We start from the raw sequence: 17,820 nt of genomic DNA on the forward strand, positions 1-17,820 counted from the left end.
TTAACTATGAGCAAGCCCCGCTACAGCGGGGCTTGTTTTATTATTATCATTTTCAATAACGAAATCTGTCAGGGAATTTCCATAATTTTATTAAATACAACCTTTATTTTGAGAATGTAGTGTGATAAAATAGGTATATGGTTTTGAAAGTGATTATTTTTTGAGAATGCGTTGTGATAGTATGGAAAAGCGATGGCGTATACAGCATACAGAGGACACCTGTATGAAGAATCTGGCTGATGGAGTCGGTATTTCCTCCATATTGGCACAGGTTTTATGTAATCGTGGCATAACGACAACAGAAGAAGCTAAGCATTATCTTTTTGATGGAATGGATGATCTGTACGACCCGTTCCTGATGAAGGGCATGAAAAAGGCGGTAGAACGTATCAGCCGTGCTATTGATGAACAGGAAAAGATTGTCATTTACGGTGATTATGATGTCGATGGCATCACCTCGACGGCGTTAGTGTATTCTGTTCTGCGCGACCTGGGCAGTCATCCTTCTTTTTATATTCCTGAACGGCAGAGCGAAGGATACGGGCTCAATGCTGATGCTCTGCGTGTATTGCAGAAGGAAGGAACGTATGTCCTTATTACTGTAGACTGTGGCATTTCATCGCATGATCTGATTGAACAATTCAATCGATCCATGGATATTATCGTAACGGACCACCATACGCCGCCACCACTGATTCCTGATGCCTGTGCTGTCATTAATCCAAAGCAGGAAGGGTGTCCCTATCCTTTCAAGGACTTAGCTGGTGCCGGGGTTGCGTTTAAGTTGTGCCAGGCACTCTGGCAGGAACGAAATGGAGAATCCCTTCCCGGTTATGTGGAACTCTGTGCGCTGGGAACGATTGCTGATTTAGTACCCTTGCGGGGAGAAAACCGTATTCTTGTAAAAGAAGGCCTGAAGCGGATGAAAGAAGGCCTGAATACGGGGGTACAGGCGCTGCTTACCAGTTCCGGCCTGACGCCGGAAACGATTACGGCAGGCCGTATTGCCTTTACGGCGGCACCGCGGCTCAATGCAGCGGGACGTATCAGCCACGCGACAAGGGGTGTAGAAGTATTACTGGAGAGCGATGCGGAAAAGGCGGGTATCCTGGCAGATGAATTATCCGAATTGAATAAGGAACGACAGGATATTGAACACACCATCGCTGAGCAGGCTGTTGCCCAGATAGAGAGTAAAGGGCAAGGCCAGGATGGCGTGCTGGTTGCCTTTGGGAGAAACTGGCATGCCGGAGTCATAGGTATCGCTGCGTCGCGTCTGGTGGAAACGTTTTACCGGCCATCTCTTGTCATCAGTATCCATGATGATATTGGCAAAGGATCATGCCGCAGCATTCCTGGCTTCAACATGTATGAAGCCCTGCAGTCAGCCGATGATCTGCTGATACAGTATGGCGGTCATACGATGGCGGCCGGCTTTTCCATCGAAGCAGATAAGATAGAGGCATTCCGCCAGCGACTGTTATCCTATGCGGCTGCACATATGACGAAGGAATCGTATATTCCAGAAATCGTTATTGATAATGTGCTGCAGGCCGGTGATATCAGTCTGGAACTGGTCAACGAACTGGGCGCTTTGGAGCCGTATGGTATGGGAAATAGCCGCCCTGTGTTTGCCATAAAAGAAGCTGTCCTTTCTGAATGCCGGCCTATTGGCAAAAATAAACAGCATCTGCGCCTTTCCGTAGAAACAGGAAACAAGAAACGCCTGGGAGCTGTAGGGTGGTCTATGGCTTCCTATTGTGCAAACTTACTGGAAGGGGACAAGGCAGATCTGGCATTTACCCTGGAAGTCAATGAATATAACGGGAGAGTTTCTCCTCAGATGGTGCTGCAGGATATTCATTGCCTGCCGCAGGCTGTCCATCTTGACCGCAAGGTTATGGTAGATATATATATGGCACTTAAGCACTGCATCCCCGAACAGGGACTTCCTGTCTGGCAGGCACGGCAGCGTCTTATCAGTGCCGTTCATTCCGCTTACGGGGCGCATACTGCCTGTGCCGCTATGTTAGTCTTACGGGAAATAGGAGTTCTCGATGTCAGAGAATTACCGGACGGGCCCGCGTATTATTTCCCTGCTCTTACAGGAAAGATGCATCTGGAAGCATCTTCTACCTATGAAAAGTATTATCGGGCGGAAGGGGGAAGATAAATGGAATTTGCAAAACCGGAAAAAGAATTCCAACGGTTATTGGATACGATTCACAGTTATCAGCCGAAAAATACCTGTGAAGATGTAAAAAAAGCCTATGCCATTGCAAATGAGGCTCATAAAGATCAGCACCGGGTCAGTGGTGAACCGTATATTATCCACCCGCTGGCAGTGGCGCAGATACTGGCAGAAATGAAAATCGATACGACGACCATTACGGCTTCACTTCTTCATGATGTAGTGGAAGACACGGCTCTGACGCTGGATGATATCAAAGCTCAGTTCGGCAAGGAAGTCGCATTTCTGGTCGATGGCGTAACGAAACTGAGCCGGCTTGATTATCGTACAAAAGAAGACCAGCAGCTCAACAGCATGCGTAAAATGTTCCTGGCTATGGCAAAAGATGTCCGCGTCGTCGTCATAAAACTGGCAGACCGGCTTCATAATATGAGGACGCTCCGCTACATGAGAAGCGACAAACAGAAGCGGATTGCCCAGGAAACACTGGAAATATTTGCCCCTCTGGCGCATCGCCTGGGCATATTCAACATCAAGTGGGAACTGGAAGATTTGTCTTTCCGTTACCTTGAACCGGATAAGTATTATGATCTTGTCGATCAGATGAAACAGAAACGCCACGTGCGGGAAGAAATTGTCAATGAAGCCATTGAAGTGCTGCGCAAGGCGCTAGAAGAATCACACATAAAATTTGAAATCAATGGCCGGCCCAAACATTTTTACAGCATTTATAAAAAAATGAAAAAAGATAACCGGGACCTCAGTCAGGTATACGACCTATATGCCATCCGTGTCATTGTCGATACGGTCCAGGACTGCTATGGTGTCCTCGGCATCGTGCACAGTCTGTGGAAGCCGCTGCCATATCGTTTCAAAGATTACATTGCCATGCCGAAACCCAATAATTACCAGTCTTTGCATACGACGGTCATCGGGACCCGCGGGCAGCCTGTGGAAATACAGATACGTACATGGGAGATGCATCGCGTAGCCGAATACGGTGTCGCTGCACACTGGCGGTACAAGGAAGGCAATGCCAATGCCGGAAAGAATGAATTTGATGAAAAAATGGGGTGGTTGCGCAATCTTCTGGAATGGCAGGATACGAGTAATCCCAAAGAATTTGTCAATGCCCTGAAACTCGACGCATTTTCTGATGAAGTCTTTGTCTTCTCTCCGCGGGGTGATGTCATCGACCTTCCCCAGGGATCGATTCCCATTGATTTTGCTTACCGCATTCATACGGAAGTCGGCCATCATTGTGTGGGGGCCAAGATTAATGGCAAAATCGTACCGCTCGATTATGAACTCAAAAACGGTGATATTGTCGAAATCATCACGTCCAAAACAGGGAAACCCAGCCTGGACTGGCTGAAAATCGTTGGCAGTTCGGAAAGCCGCTCGAAAATACGCAGCTGGTTTAAAAAGGAAAACCGGGAAGAAAATATCCTGAAAGGCTCGGATGCACTGGAACGGGAATGCAAACGTCTGGGGCATGACTGGAAGGAACTGAATAAGACCAGCCGCCTGGCCCGCGTAGCCAAACAGATGAATGCCGGATCGGAAGACGACCTGCTGGCTGCTGTCGGCTATGGAGGATTTGCCGTCAATACAGTCCTTATTAAGCTTCTGGAACTGCATAAGAAAGACGTGCAGAAAGAAGAAAAGGATCACCTGGCTGTTCTCGATAAGCTGAAAACCCATAAGCCGTCCAAAAGTGGCGGATCGGGTATCCTGGTCAAGGGAGAGTCGGGACTTATGGTACGGCTGGCAAAATGCTGCAGTCCTGTACCGGGCGACCCGATTATCGGCTTTATCACGCGGGGACGCGGCGTATCGGTACATCGTGCGGACTGTCCGAATGTAACGCATAACCAGAATGATCTGGACCGTCTCATCGATGTCGAATGGGATTATGACGGACAGGAAAAATTTGATGTACATATTGAAGTCACGGCATATGACCGTACCGGGGGCATTGCGGAAATCATGGCAGCCCTGGCAGAAATGAAGGTATCTATTACGAGTATGAATGCCCGTGTGAACGATACGAAAACGGTTACGCTGCACATGGGGCTGAGCATCAAAGACCTGGCCCAGCTGGAATTTATTTCAACAAAAATACGCCGCTTGAAGGATGTATATTCTGTAGAGCGCTTTACAGGAGGAAGCAGTCAGTGAGAGCTGTCGTACAACGCACAAACTATGCCTATGTTACATCGGAAGGAAAGGAAAGCGGCCGCACCGGTCCGGGCCTCATGGTCCTTTTAGGGGTAAGCCGCGATGATACAGAGGCTGATGCACAATATATGGCAGATAAAATCTGTCATCTCCGGATTTTTGAGGATGAAGGAGGTAAACTGAACCGGTCATTGCTGGATATAAGCGGTGAAATGCTCGTCGTTTCCCAGTTTACGCTGTATGGCGATGTCCGCCATGGCCGCCGTCCGGGGTTTACGGAAGCGGCAGCGCCAGACCAGGCCAATGGCCTGTATGAACAATTTGTCGCTCTCGTACGACAAATGGGAATTCACACGGAAACGGGTGTTTTCCGTACGGAAATGGTCGTTACGCTGGCCAATGACGGGCCCGTCACGATTTTGGTAGATAGTAAAAAAACATTTTAGGAGGCTGTGCGTATGGCAATGAAATATATATCCCTTGTGTTAGGCCCTATAGAAACGAATTGCTACATCGTATACGATGATAAGACAAGAGATGCCATGGTAGTAGACCCTGCGTGGGATTATGAACAGATACATAAAAAACTGGAAACAAACAACCTTACGCTGAAACTGATATTTCTGACCCATGGTCATGCCGACCATATCGGGGCGTTGCAGGAACTGCGCCAGCGTGAAAATGTTCCTGTATATGTAGGAGCCGGTGATGCCAGTCTGATTTCGAATTCGAAAAATAATTTGTCCATGTTTATGGGCCGGCCTATTGAATGTACGTCACCGGACTGCATTGTTCATGACGGAGATGAAATTCATCTGGGGAGCCTGACTTTCCACGTACTGGAAACGCCGGGGCATACGCCCGGAGGACTGAGCCTGTACGGGGAAGGCGTCGTCTTTTCCGGAGATACGCTGTTTTTGTATTCTGTAGGACGGACTGATCTTTATGGCGGGTCTATGGCAGAATTACTTACGAGCCTGAAAACAAAACTTATGACACTGCCAGATGTTACGGTTGTGCTTCCCGGCCACGGCCCGGCTACCCAGATTGGCCGGGAGCGTCAGAATAATCCCTACCTTGATGGGGGCTGGTAATTATGTCCATGTATAAAGAGTCACAATTCTGGCTGCGGGTCGTACTGGCCGTGCTGGCCACTATCCTGTTTTTTTCTGTACACAACGTGTACTGGCCAGTGATTGTGTCTCTGATCATTACGTTCATCCTGATTCCGGTCCGGGATCTGGTTCAAAAAGGATTGTCGCGGCTGACAAAGCGGAATATACCAATTGACATATCCATCATCATCTCTTTTGCTATCCTGATTTTTGTACTGTCCGTACTGACCAACATCATCCTCCGCCCTCTGGTAGAGCAGGTGAATCTGCTGGCAGTCAATTTCAATACTTTGTGGGATAAGAGCGTGGCTATTATCATGCAGATTGAAAATGAACAGACCCAGTTTTATATTCCCGATCAGGTAAAAAGTGTCATCAACGATGCCTTTACAAAAGTGGGAAATTATGGGGTAGAAGGAATCAGCAATTTCGTCAAATCCCTGTTTGCCATTGCCGGTACGGTCGTGCAGTTCTTCGTGGTTCCGATTATTACTTTCTATTTTATGAAAGACGGCGGCCGGATGGTACGTTCGTTTATCTGCCTGTATCCGGTAGAGTACCGCCTGCAGCTCGACGTGCTGTTTAATGAAATACAGCATGTACTGAGTTCCTATATCCGTGGCCAGCTGACCATGAGCTGTATTATAGCGACGCTTACCTTTTGCGGCATGTGGATCATGGGGGTTCCCTATCCTATGGTCATCGGCTTGTTGGCAGCTGTGACGGAATGGATACCTATCGTGGGTCCTATCGTAGGGGCGATTCCGGCGATTCTCCTCGGTGCGACAGTCAGTCTGCCTCTGGCGGTAAAAGTGCTGATTTTTTATATCGTCATTCAACAGATTGATAGTCATATTATTATGCCTCAGGTCATGGGGGCAGTCATCAGTCTGCACCCCGTGGTGATTATTATTGCACTGCTCATAGGCGGTACGCTGTTTGGTATCGCCGGTATGGTCCTGACCGTTCCCGTTACGGCAGTGCTTCAGATTTTATGCAGACATTTGTGGTTTTACAATACTTATAAGACAAAGGCGATGAATACCTATGGAAAGAACTAAAGAACAATTGATGGATCTCATGATGAAACGGATGAAAGAACAAATCAAGAATAAGAAATACAAAATGACTTCACAGAGACAAGTCGTACTGCGGGCCTTCGTAGAAAGTGATTCCCGTCATCTCAGTGCCGATGATGTCTTTGAAATCGTAAAGAAACAGGCTCCGGAAATCGGACTGGCGACGGTATATCGTACGCTGGATCTGTTTACAGAAATGGATCTCCTGAAGAAGCTTGATTTTGATGATGGCTGCAGCCGGTATGAATTGAATGATCACGATGAAGAAGGCCATTATCATCATCATTTAATCTGCCTGGGATGTGGTAAAGTATGGGAATGCAAGGATGATTTGCTGGAAACACTGGAAACCATCCTGCAGAAACAGTTCCATTTCCAGACGGTAGATCATCAGCTCAAAGTATATGGGTATTGTGAAGACTGCCAGAAGAAACGGGCTGCTGCGGCGCAAAAAGAAGCGGAAGAAGCAGAAAAAGCAACAGAAACGACGGCACAATGATTCCCAATCTGCAGGCATATCAGTATGACGGGCCGGAAGAATTTCATGCTGTTGTCGGACAGATCATGGCCTATCTCGGCTATGCCGGAGGCCATGAACCGCTGCCCGTCGGGGCCCAAATCGTGTTGCGGAATGTGGCAGGCCGGTATATATTAGAAGGATGGTTTGGCTGTGACGAAAAGCGGTGGCATTCGGCAGCCTCTTTATGGAACGATGCTGAGCCCGGGCAGGTCATAAAAAATCTGATCCTGCACTGGCATCAGCGCTGTTACGGTACACCCGTCAGCCGTTGGGGCACATTGACCGGAGTCAGGCCTACCAAGCTGGTGCACCATCTGCGGGATCAGGAACGTGATGAGAACAAAATTATGGACATACTGGTATCCCGGTACCACGTCCAACCGGATACGGCACGATATCTCATAACCATGACCGGGCTGCAGCGTCCGTATATCGAGCGTCCGGATCATGAGGCTGCTCTCTACATAGGCATACCGTATTGTCCCAGCCACTGTCTGTACTGCTCCTTCCCATCCCGCCTGTCAGGGTCTGAGTCACCGTCTTTTATGGACCAGTTTATTGTGTCGGTAGTCCGGGATATCCAGGATATTGCTGCCTTATGCCGGCAATATGATATACAGATCCGTTCTGTATATATCGGTGGCGGTACGCCTACGTGTCTGCCCATAGCCGGACAGGAGACAATTTTGCAGGCTGTAGCCGGGAATTTCAGGGAGATTGAGGAATGGACAGTCGAGGCAGGACGGCCCGATACGGCAGGTGAAGAGGTCCTGGCGCTGCTGCGTCGATATGGCGTCAACCGTATCAGTGTCAATCCGCAGACTATGCAGCAGCGTCTCCTGGATCTCCTGGGGCGCCGGCATCGGGTCGAAGATGTGTTTGACATGTTTTCCCGCTGCCGGAAAATGGGCTTTTCTGTCATCAATATGGATTTCATAGCAGGACTTCCGGAACAGACTCAGGCGGATATGCAGGAAAATATGGAAATTGTTTGCCAACTGCACCCGGAAAATGTTACAATTCATACGTTAGCATTAAAGAAAAGGGCACCTCTATTTCATCATCCGCTGCGTCAGCAGATTCCTCCGGCCCGGGAAGTATCCAGCATGTTGCAATCCTGTGAGGATGTACTGAAGGATCATGGATATATACCCTACTACATGTATCGTCAGAAATATATGGCAGGCAGTTTCGCCAATGTAGGGTATGCACAGCGCGGTACTATCAGCCGGTACAATATCCAGATGATGGAAGAAAGACAGACTATCCTGTCAGCCGGACCGGGAAGTACGACGAAATTCCTGTCCCGCGACGGGCACAGTCTGAAAAAAATATATATGCCCAAAGATCCTGAGGCGTATGTGCAGGCACTGTCTGAAAGAATCCGGCAGCGCCGGCATTTATGTGCTATGATATATGGAGGAGACGATACGTAATGGCAATTACTGCACCAAGAGGTACGCAGGATTTCCTGCCGGAACAGACGGCAGACTGGCAGATACTGGAAGCAAAGATACGCCAGATCTGTTCGCTTTATGGGTTCGGTGAAATCCGCACGCCTATGTTTGAAAGCACAGAATTGTTTTTGCGCGGCATCGGTGAAACGACGGATGTCGTGACGAAAGAAATGTATACGTTTAATGACCGTGGCGGCCGCAGCATGACACTGAGACCGGAAAATACGGCTTCTGTTGTACGGGCTTTTCTGGAACATAAGCTGTATGGCGAACAGAAAGTCCACAAATTTTATTATATGGGTCCCATGTTCCGCCATGACCGCCCGCAGGCCGGACGGTACCGCCAGTTTACCCAGTTCGGGGTAGAAGAAATCGGATCGAAAGATCCCGCTGTTGATGCGGAAATCATTGCCATGGCGTTCCAGTTATTCCGTGAACTGGGCCTTACGGATCTTGTCCTGCACCTGAATTCCGTCGGGTGTCCCAAATGCCGGCCCGTATACCGTCAGAAACTGCTGGATTTCTTTGCTGATAAACGGGACCAGCTCTGTGAAGACTGCAATGAACGGTTGGAAAAAAATCCACTCCGCGTGCTGGACTGCAAGGAAGATGGCGAAAAAATGATGCAGATGGGCGTCCCTCTCATTACGGATAATCTCTGTGATGACTGCAAAGACCATTTCCAGAAAGTTCAGTCTTATCTGACCAGCATCGGGATCCCCTTTGAGTTGGATCCACGCCTGGTCCGGGGGCTTGATTATTATACGAATACAGCTTTTGAAATCATGTACGCTCCTCTGGGAGCCCAGAGTACCGTTTGCGGAGGCGGGCGGTATGATGGTCTCATAGAAGAAGTAGGCGGCCCTTCGACTCCGGGAATCGGATTTGCCATCGGGATGGAACGTCTGCTTTTGACGTTGAAAGAACAGGGACTGCTGCCACCAGTAGAAAAGAAACAACCGGTATTTATCGTAGCCCTGGGGGATGAAGCCAGAGCAAAGGCATTCTGCATCCAGCAGGAACTGCGTGCCAGGGGCCTGTATGCAGAAATCGACCTTATGGGACGCAGCATGAAAGGACAGATGAAATCCGCCAATAAGATGGATGCAGATTATACCGTCATTATCGGTGAAGACGAACTGGCCAGTCAGACGGCACAGGTCCGGAATATGGCCACTAAAGAACAGATCAGCGTTCCCTTAGATGGGATTGTTGCATATATGGAAACACATAAGAAGGGATGAGTTACTAATGGATACAATGGAAGGTTTACGACGTTCCCAGTATTGCGCTGAAGTTTCTGAAGCAGATACGGGAAAAGAAGTCATTTTATGCGGCTGGGTTGAACGGCGCCGTGATCATGGCGGATTGATTTTTATTGATTTGCGCGATCGCACTGGTATCGTTCAGGTCGTAGCATCACCGGATTACGAAAAGACATCGTTTGAAAAAGCGGAACAGGTCCGTACAGAATATGTTCTGGCTGTCCGCGGTATTGTACGTATGCGGGATGCCGATACAGTCAACCCTAAAATGAAGACCGGGACCGTAGAAATCCGCTGCGAAGAACTGCGTATCCTCAATTCGTCAAAGACGCCACCGTTCTATATTGAAGATAATATCGACGTTGATGAAAAAATCCGTCTGAAATACCGCTATCTTGATCTGCGTCGTCCGGAAATGCAGAATAACCTTATCATGCGGCATAAGGTAAAACATGCTATGCGTACATTCCTCAATGAACATGGATTCATTGATATTGAAACGCCGGAATTGTGCAAGAGCACACCGGAAGGGGCGCGTGACTATCTGGTACCGAGCCGGGTTAATGAAGGCAAGTTCTATGCTCTGCCCCAGTCCCCGCAGATTTTTAAACAGCTTTTGATGATTTCCGGTATGGACCGGTATTATCAGATTGCCCGCTGCTTCCGTGATGAAGATTTGCGTGCAGACCGTCAGCCGGAATTTACCCAGCTGGATATGGAAATGAGCTTCATGAGCCAGGAAGAAATCCTTACACTGGTAGAAAATATGGTTCATTATATTTTCAAGGAAACGCTGGGACATGATGTCAAATTGCCGATTCATCGCATGACCTGGGACTATGCCATGGAAAATTATGGTTCGGATAAACCGGATCTCCGCTTTGACATGAAGTTTACTGATGTGACGGAACTTGTAAAAGATACGGACTTTAAAGTATTCCGCACGGTCATTGACAACGGCGGACAGGTGAAGGCCATTAACGTCAAGGGTGATGCCGACATTCCCCGCCGGGAACTGGATGGTCTCGTTGAATACGTAAGCCATTATGGAGCCAAAGGTCTGGCATGGATCGGATTCTTGGAAGATGGTACATTAAAATCCCAGATTAAGAAATTCTTTGGCGAAGATAAGCTCCGTGAAATCGGTAAAGCCTGTGGCGCTGAAACAGGGGATTTAGTCCTCATGATTGCCGATAAGCCGAAAATCGTAGCGGCTGCTCTCGGTGAACTGCGTAAGGAAATGGCCCGCCGCATGAATCTTATCGACGAAAATGAATTTGCTTTTACCTGGGTTGTCGATTTCCCCATGTTTGAATACAGTGAAGAAGAACATCGCTATGTTGCCATGCATCATCCGTTCACGGCTATGCGGGATGAAGACCTGGATAAACTGGAAACTGACCCGGCTCATGTATATGCTAAGGCGTATGACCTGGTACTTAATGGTATTGAACTGGGTGGCGGTTCTCTTCGTATTTATCAGCCTGATATCCAGCAGCGCGTGTTCAAGGCGATTGGCCTGACACCGGAAGAAGTAGAACAGAAATTCGGCTTCCTCGTCCGTGCCTTTGAATACGGTGCTCCGCCCCACGGAGGACTGGCTTTCGGTCTGGACCGCATGATCATGCTCATGCTCAAACGCAAGTCGATCCGCGATGTCATAGCATTCCCGAAGACACAGAATGCGATTGATCCCATGAGCGAAGCTCCTTCGCCTGTTACGAAAAAGCAGCTCCACGAACTGCATATTCAGGTAGAAGAAGATCTGGTAAGCAAATAAGATTATATGACAAATAAAGAGAGGCTGCAGTAAAATGAACGTTTGTATTCATTTTGCTACAGCCTCTCTTTGTTTGGTGTCAGCAGATGTCTGCTCTGGGTTAAAACGCGGATCCTATACCTGGTTCCGTGTGCTGGTGATATCAAATGATCGTGTAGCGGCCATCCTTGCGGCGGGGCATAGACGGCGACTGTGCGGCATATCCCAGGGTAATCATCGCTACGAGCTCGCCTTTATCTGGTGCAAACATATCATGTACTTCCTGTCCGACACCTCCGGCAAGAGGAGCCGTAAGCCAGCAGCTGCCCAGCCCTTTGTCGGTGGCTGTCAGAAGCATGTTTTCAATGGCAGCGGCAACACTCTGGATGGCCGGAATGGGCATTTCATATTCTGTCCGGAGAAGAAAGGCCAGGATACAGACGGGAGCGTCGCCGAGAAAACGGACAAAGTCAGCCGTTTCTGTAATGACCTGGGGATATTTGGCAAACCGGCGGTGCCAGTATGGCATAAGATTTTTAGTGGCTTCGGCCATTAATTTTTTTAATGCTTCCATCTTTTCAGGACTTCTGATAACGATAAAATACCATGGCTGCAGATTACTGGCTGAAGGGGCCATGACGGCTGCTTCCAGTATGTCCTTTAAGTCTGTATCGGATACAGGCTGATTGGTATATTTCCGTATGCTGCGGCGCCTGGTAATGGCGGATACTGTTTCCATATGATGGACCTCCTTATGCATGATTGTGTGTTATTTTTATGGTAATGTAAAATCTGGGTGACGTCAATCTTTCTTAAGAAACAAGTATGTGTCGAAATTTATCCGACTTTCATATATACCCTGTTCAAATAGTCGCGATGTGTTATAATAAACTGTATGTAAATTATCCGGTCCGTCCGGGTAGAGAATGGACCATCATTGAGGTGTAAACATGACAGAGGAAATCCATTATGTGAAAGCCGACCCCAGTGGCAATACGACGATTCTCGTATTAGATGCCGTTCCTAAACAGGAACATGCTTCGCTGGCAGCCAGACTGCTGCAGCCTGAGTGTGTCGGCGCAGAGCAAGTAGGTTTTCTGACCTGGCCTGATAAAGAAGCAGATGTACGTCTGGATATGATGGGTGGTGAATTTTGTGGCAATGCTTCACGCTCTGCTGCAGCGTATTTACTGTCCCGGTCTGGACAGGATCATGGCGAGTACCGTATTTCCTGTTCTGGGTGTAATAAGATATTGAAAGCCGTTGTAGTCCGTGATGAAGGCGAATTGTACGATGCTTCCATCGAAGTACCGCTGCCCCGGAAAATGGATATTGTCAGTCTGGCAGACAATGATATAACGTATCGATTTTATCAGATTGAATTGCCCGGGATTATGCATTTCGTTCATTTTACTCCTTCTATAAAGACGATAGATAAGAATGCGTTATGGCGGGCTGTATATCAGTATGCCAGCACCCGACATTATGAAGCCTTTGGCATGAATCTGGTAGACCGGAAAACGCTTACGATGATACCTGCTGTGTATGTGGCGGGCACGGATACGTTGTATTGGGAAAAAAGCTGTGGTTCCGGATCGGCTGCCACGGCAGCAGCACTGGCTCATCTGTGCGGTCATAATATTGCCTGTGAAATACGCCAGCCTGGTGGCAGCATTACGATTGAAGCGTCTTATGCAGACCAGTCGGTTAAACACATCAGTATAGGAGGTCCCGTGCGGATAGAAACGGAACAAAGTGTTTGCATTGACAAGGAGATACCAGGCAAGGTATAATAGCTACGTAGTCATGTGACTGACGGAAGTGGACTAACCACATGGAGCATGATCTGAAGAAGCCGACCGTCTGGGCAAATAGTCCGGATGGCCGGCTATTTTTATCGGTGCACACAGAGAACAGGAGCTGATTTTTATTATGGCTAACGTATTAAGCGATATCGAAATTGCACAGCAGACTCACCTGGAACCCATCGTAAAGATTGCAGAAAAGGTTGGTCTTACCGAAGATGACCTGGAATTATATGGCAAATATAAAGCAAAAATTTCTTTTGATGCGATTAAACGGCTGTCCAAAAATGAAGACGGGAAGCTCGTGCTGGTAACGGCTATTACCCCGACACCTGCCGGAGAAGGCAAGACGCTTACGACAATCGGCCTGGCCCAGGCTCTGAACCAGCTGGGTCATAAGACGATGACGGCACTGCGCGAACCGTCTCTGGGACCTGTATTTGGTATCAAAGGGGGAGCTGCTGGCGGCGGCTATTCCCAGGTTCTCCCCATGGAAGATATTAATCTTCACTTTACGGGCGATATGCATGCTATTACGGCAGCCAACAACCTGCTGGCTGCTGCCATCGACAATCATGTACATCAGGGAAATGCCCTTCGCATCGACGTGCGCCGCATCGTATGGAAACGCGTCATGGATATGAATGACCGGGCATTGCGTGATATCGTCGTAGGTCTCGGAGGCAAGGTCAATGGATTCCCGCGGGAAGACCATTTCATGATTACCGTAGCTTCGGAAATCATGGCTATTCTCTGCCTGGCCAGTGATCTCATGGATTTGAAGAAACGGATGGGAGATATCATCGTTGCCTATGACCTTGATGGCAATCCGGTCCGGGCACGTCAGCTCGGTGTAGAAGGGGCTATGGCTATTCTCATGAAAGATGCCATCAAACCCAATATTGTCCAGACGACGGAAAATACACCGGCCCTGGTTCACGGCGGTCCCTTTGCCAATATTGCCCATGGATGCAATTCCGTAGTCGCTACCAAACTGGCTCTCAAAATGGGAGAAATCACGGTAACGGAAGCCGGATTCGGTGCCGATCTGGGCGCCGAAAAGTTCATGGATATCAAATGCCGTTTTGCCGGTATCAAGCCAGATGCCGTCGTCATTGTTGCCACTATCCGGGCACTTAAGATGCATGGGGGAGTAGACAAGAAAAATCTCCAGCCGGAAAATCTGGAAGCACTGGAAAAAGGCTTTGCCAATCTGAAGAAACATATCGAAAATATGCGCAAATATGATGTTCCCGTCGTAGTTGGCATCAACCGCTTCCTGACGGATACAGATGCTGAAATTGCATTGCTCACCCGTCTCTGCCAGAATTATGGTGTCGATGTGGCTCTGAACAACTGCTGGGCAGAAGGCGGCAAGGGCGGACTGGAACTGGGACGGAAAGTCCTTCAGCTCCTGCAGCAGCCCAAAACTCCATATAAACCGCTGTATGATGTCAATGACACGATTCTCCATAAATTGGAAATCCTGACAAAAGAAATTTACGGTGGCGATGGTGTTATCCTGGAAGGCAAAGCTCCGAAACAGATTGCCGAACTGGAAAAGCTGGGCCTTGATAAAATGCCGGTCTGTGTTGCCAAGACACAATATTCTCTTTCGGATAATCCGGCCTTACTGGGAGCACCGGAACATTTCAAGATTACTGTCAAAGACGTCCGCGTCTGCACTGGTGCCGGATTCATCGTCTGCCAGACCAGTAATATCATGGTCATGCCCGGCCTTCCAAAAGTACCGGCTGCCAACCGCATGGATATTGATGAAAATGGCGTCATCACTGGTCTGTTCTGATCATTTCTGGATAGTTACACAAAAGGCGGCTTTATGGCCGTCTTTTGCCGTATACAGGCAATTAAAATAAAATGTATAAGTGAGGATACGGATGTGAGCGAGAAAAAATTATGCAGTATGCCAGCAGAGGAGCTGCTGGCAGCTACTGCTTCGAAAGCCCCCGTGCCAGGAGGTGGCGGGATTGCGGCCCTTACGGCAGCTTCGGCGGCCGCTCTGGTTGAAATGGTGGCCAATCTTACTATAGGCAAAAAAGGATATGAAAAGGTAGAACCGATGATGCAGGAGATACGCAGTCAGGCTGAAGTCTTGCGGCTCCGCTATCAGGCCGGCATCGATGAAGACGCCCGGGCTTTTGAAGGCGTCATACGGGCCGTCCGGCTTCCCAAAGATACGCCGGACCGTACTGCCGTGGTACAACAGGCTTTTAAAGACGCGGCAGCCATTCCTTTTGCATTGGGAAAAGATATTTTTGTACTTCTCCAGCTGAGTGAACAGGTGGTACGTTATGGCAATGCCTGGGTCATTACGGATGGGGCTATTGCTGCCATGAATGCCAGAGCCGCTATGCGCTCGGCTTTTTATAGCGTACGTATCAATCTGAAATCTATTACGGATAAGGAGTATGTTCATTGCATGACCGGGGCTATGGTCGATATTGAACAAAAAGCGGCCCGTATCGAAGAAACGGTGGAAAAAGAATACCAGAGTCGTTAGAGCCTGTGCAATTCCTGTCATTGTATGACATGCGGCTGTCATGAGAAACGGGCTGTCTTGCCTGGAAGGAGGGTGTCTTATGTCTTTTCATATTGTTCATAATGATATTGTCAGGATGAAGACGGATGCTATTGTTAATGCAGCCAATCCGGCATTATTGGCGGGAAGTGGTGTATGTGGCGCCATTTTCCATGCTGCCGGGTATGACGAACTGTCTGCCGAATGCAGGCAAAAGGCTCCCTGTCCTACGGGCCAGTCGGTACTGACGTCTGCCTATCGTCTGCCGGCCCGTTATATTATCCATACCGTTGGTCCTGTGTGGCAGGGCGGTGAGGCCGGGGAAAAGGAACATCTGGCATCTTGTTATTCTACAGCTCTGGAAACGGCTATGAAAGCGGGATGCAAGTCTATTTCCTTTCCTCTCATTTCTTCGGGCATTTTTGGCTATCCCGCACAGGAAGCCTTAGATGTTGCCTGCCAGGCCATACGGACATTTTTACAATGCCACGATATGGATGTTTATCTCGTTGTTCTTGACCGTTCGGCTATTCAGCTCAGCCGTCATCTGACTGATGAATTGAAGCGGTATCTAAATCACTCCTTTGATGAAGCGGAACGGGAAGAACCCGGTGAAATATGCGCTTGTCATCTTGAACAGGATGCCCGTGCAGATTCGTGTTATGGAACAGACCACTTCGCCCGGCCAGAAAAAATGGGAATGGGAAGACATTCGCTGGAACAGATGATTCAAAATCTGGATGAGACCTTTTCCCACATGCTATTGCGCCTCATCGATGAAAAAGGCTACAGTGATGTGGAAGTATACAAACGGGCCAATATGGACCGGAAGCTGTTTTCTAAAATCAGGAGCCATGAAGAGTATCTGCCAAAGAAAAAGACTGTCCTGGCTCTGGCTGTGGGACTGAAACTTTCTGTAGCGGAAACGGAGGAATTGCTGGATAAAGCAGGTTATTCGCTGTCAGGAAGCCAGAAGAGAGATGTCATCGTACGGTATTTTCTGGATCACGGTGAATACGATATTTATACGATTGATAAAGCGTTATTTTATTTCGGGGAACCAGAACTGTAAATAGAGCGGATTTGTCGCTTTGTAAGCGACCACGTCATGCCTTATCTCTGTTACACTGTTTATATCAGATATGAAGTGACAGGGAGGAATCAGTATGAAGAGTACATCAATGCTTACAGAAATGGTATTTATCCTGGACCGCAGTGGTTCGATGACAGGACTGGAAGATGATACGATTGGCGGATTCAATTCGTTGATTCAAAGACAAAAAAAAGAAGATGGCGATGCGGTAGTGACTACGGTATTATTTGACACGGCATCAGATGTCGTATATGACCGGGTGCCATTGGATGAAGTACCCCGCATGACGGAATACGTGTACCGGACAGGCGGCTGTACTGCGCTGTTGGATACTTTGGGGAAAACGATAGAACGGATCCGTATCATTCAAAACCATCTACCAGCGGAATACAGACCGGACAAAACGATAGTCGTGGTTATTACAGACGGGAAGGAAAATACCAGCCGGCTGTATGACCAGCATACGGTGCGGCAGATGATTGAACGGCAGCAAAAGAAAGACGGATGGGAATTTTTGTTTCTCGGTGCAAATATGGATGCTGTGACGGAAGCTGGCCATTTGGGAATCCGGCCAGAACGTGCCGTAGAGTATGTGTGTGATGAAGAAGGGACTGCTATGAATTTCAGAGCCGTATCTCATTTTATGAGCTGTGCCCGCTGCATGGATCCTTTAGGAGTGCTGTCTGAAACGGATGACGAATGGAAAAAAGATATTGAACAATATGCCCGTTCACAAAAAAAGGGAAATCGTAATGGTTAATTTAAACGCCCGCCTGTATGTCCTGAGATATACAGGCGGGCGCTGGTTTTATCTGA

Annotated in this window: 15 protein-coding genes and 1 riboswitch; of the genes, 14 read left to right on the forward strand and 1 reads right to left on the reverse strand. The window is 48.3% G+C overall.

Annotation, left to right across the window (positions count from 1 at the left end):
- Positions 1-223 precede the first annotated feature (223 nt).
- Genes recJ through aspS form a run of 9 tightly spaced genes read left to right on the forward strand, consistent with a single transcriptional unit; the run spans position 224 to position 11,588 of the window.
- Positions 224-2,173 carry a single-stranded-DNA-specific exonuclease RecJ gene (gene recJ, locus DW949_RS09190; RefSeq protein ID WP_233539558.1) on the forward strand — a complete coding sequence of 650 codons (1,950 nt, stop codon included), beginning with the start codon at positions 224-226 and terminating at the stop codon, positions 2,171-2,173.
- Positions 2,174-4,372: a bifunctional (p)ppGpp synthetase/guanosine-3',5'-bis(diphosphate) 3'-pyrophosphohydrolase gene (locus DW949_RS09195; protein WP_118022930.1), complete on the forward strand. Its 2,199-nt coding sequence runs from the start codon at positions 2,174-2,176 to the stop codon at positions 4,370-4,372.
- On the forward strand, positions 4,369-4,818 hold the full coding sequence (gene dtd, locus DW949_RS09200) for a D-aminoacyl-tRNA deacylase (RefSeq protein WP_118022931.1): 450 nt from the start codon (positions 4,369-4,371) through the stop codon (positions 4,816-4,818). The genes DW949_RS09195 and dtd overlap by 4 nt, the downstream gene beginning before the upstream one ends.
- 12 nt (positions 4,819-4,830) lie before the next feature.
- A complete protein-coding gene (locus DW949_RS09205; RefSeq protein ID WP_118022932.1) occupies positions 4,831-5,466 on the forward strand; it encodes an MBL fold metallo-hydrolase in 636 nt (211 codons plus the stop codon).
- Between the two features lie 2 nt (positions 5,467-5,468).
- On the forward strand, positions 5,469-6,548 hold the full coding sequence (locus DW949_RS09210) for an AI-2E family transporter (protein WP_118022933.1): 1,080 nt from the start codon (positions 5,469-5,471) through the stop codon (positions 6,546-6,548).
- Positions 6,535-7,065, forward strand: a complete 531-nt coding sequence (locus DW949_RS09215; protein ID WP_118022934.1) for a Fur family transcriptional regulator — start codon at positions 6,535-6,537, stop codon at positions 7,063-7,065. The genes DW949_RS09210 and DW949_RS09215 overlap by 14 nt, the downstream gene beginning before the upstream one ends.
- Positions 7,062-8,522, forward strand: a complete 1,461-nt coding sequence (gene hemZ / locus DW949_RS09220; RefSeq protein WP_233539559.1) for a coproporphyrinogen dehydrogenase HemZ — start codon at positions 7,062-7,064, stop codon at positions 8,520-8,522. The genes DW949_RS09215 and hemZ overlap by 4 nt, the downstream gene beginning before the upstream one ends.
- On the forward strand, positions 8,522-9,787 hold the full coding sequence (gene hisS / locus DW949_RS09225) for a histidine--tRNA ligase (protein ID WP_118022935.1): 1,266 nt from the start codon (positions 8,522-8,524) through the stop codon (positions 9,785-9,787). Before hemZ ends, hisS begins: the two co-directional genes overlap by 1 nt.
- Before the next feature lie 7 nt (positions 9,788-9,794).
- Positions 9,795-11,588 (forward strand): aspartate--tRNA ligase, encoded by a 1,794-nt coding sequence (aspS, locus tag DW949_RS09230; protein WP_118022936.1) that lies wholly within the window; start codon positions 9,795-9,797, stop codon positions 11,586-11,588.
- 142 nt (positions 11,589-11,730) lie between these two features.
- Here the strand turns inward: aspS and DW949_RS09235 are convergent, their stop codons facing one another.
- Complete coding sequence (locus DW949_RS09235; protein WP_118022937.1) at positions 11,731-12,306, reverse strand: nitroreductase family protein; 576 nt, start codon at positions 12,304-12,306, stop codon at positions 11,731-11,733.
- Between the two features lie 211 nt (positions 12,307-12,517).
- Here DW949_RS09235 and DW949_RS09240 point away from each other — a divergent pair, with 211 nt between their 5' ends.
- The 5 genes from DW949_RS09240 to DW949_RS09260 all read left to right on the forward strand — a co-directional run bounded on the left by DW949_RS09240 (position 12,518) and on the right by DW949_RS09260 (position 17,764).
- Entirely contained in the window at positions 12,518-13,360 is an 843-nt protein-coding gene (locus tag DW949_RS09240; RefSeq protein ID WP_118022938.1) for a hypothetical protein, read from the forward strand.
- Positions 13,361-13,365: 5 nt separating this feature from the next.
- Positions 13,366-13,443: riboswitch (ZMP/ZTP riboswitch) on the forward strand.
- Between the two features lie 56 nt (positions 13,444-13,499).
- Complete coding sequence (locus DW949_RS09245) at positions 13,500-15,179, forward strand: formate--tetrahydrofolate ligase (RefSeq protein ID WP_118022939.1); 1,680 nt, start codon at positions 13,500-13,502, stop codon at positions 15,177-15,179.
- Positions 15,180-15,296: 117 nt separating this feature from the next.
- Complete coding sequence (locus DW949_RS09250; RefSeq protein WP_370448740.1) at positions 15,297-15,893, forward strand: cyclodeaminase/cyclohydrolase family protein; 597 nt, start codon at positions 15,297-15,299, stop codon at positions 15,891-15,893.
- 79 nt (positions 15,894-15,972) lie between these two features.
- Positions 15,973-16,983: a macro domain-containing protein gene (locus DW949_RS09255; RefSeq protein WP_118022941.1), complete on the forward strand. Its 1,011-nt coding sequence runs from the start codon at positions 15,973-15,975 to the stop codon at positions 16,981-16,983.
- A gap of 94 nt (positions 16,984-17,077) precedes the next feature.
- The gene (locus tag DW949_RS09260; RefSeq protein WP_199595835.1) at positions 17,078-17,764 is read left to right on the forward strand and encodes a vWA domain-containing protein; all 687 of its coding nucleotides are present in this window, start codon (positions 17,078-17,080) and stop codon (positions 17,762-17,764) included.
- Positions 17,765-17,820 lie beyond the last annotated feature (56 nt).

It is taken from the genome of Megasphaera sp. AM44-1BH (assembly GCF_003467125.1).
Taxonomy (GTDB): Bacteria; Bacillota; Negativicutes; order Veillonellales; family Megasphaeraceae; genus Megasphaera.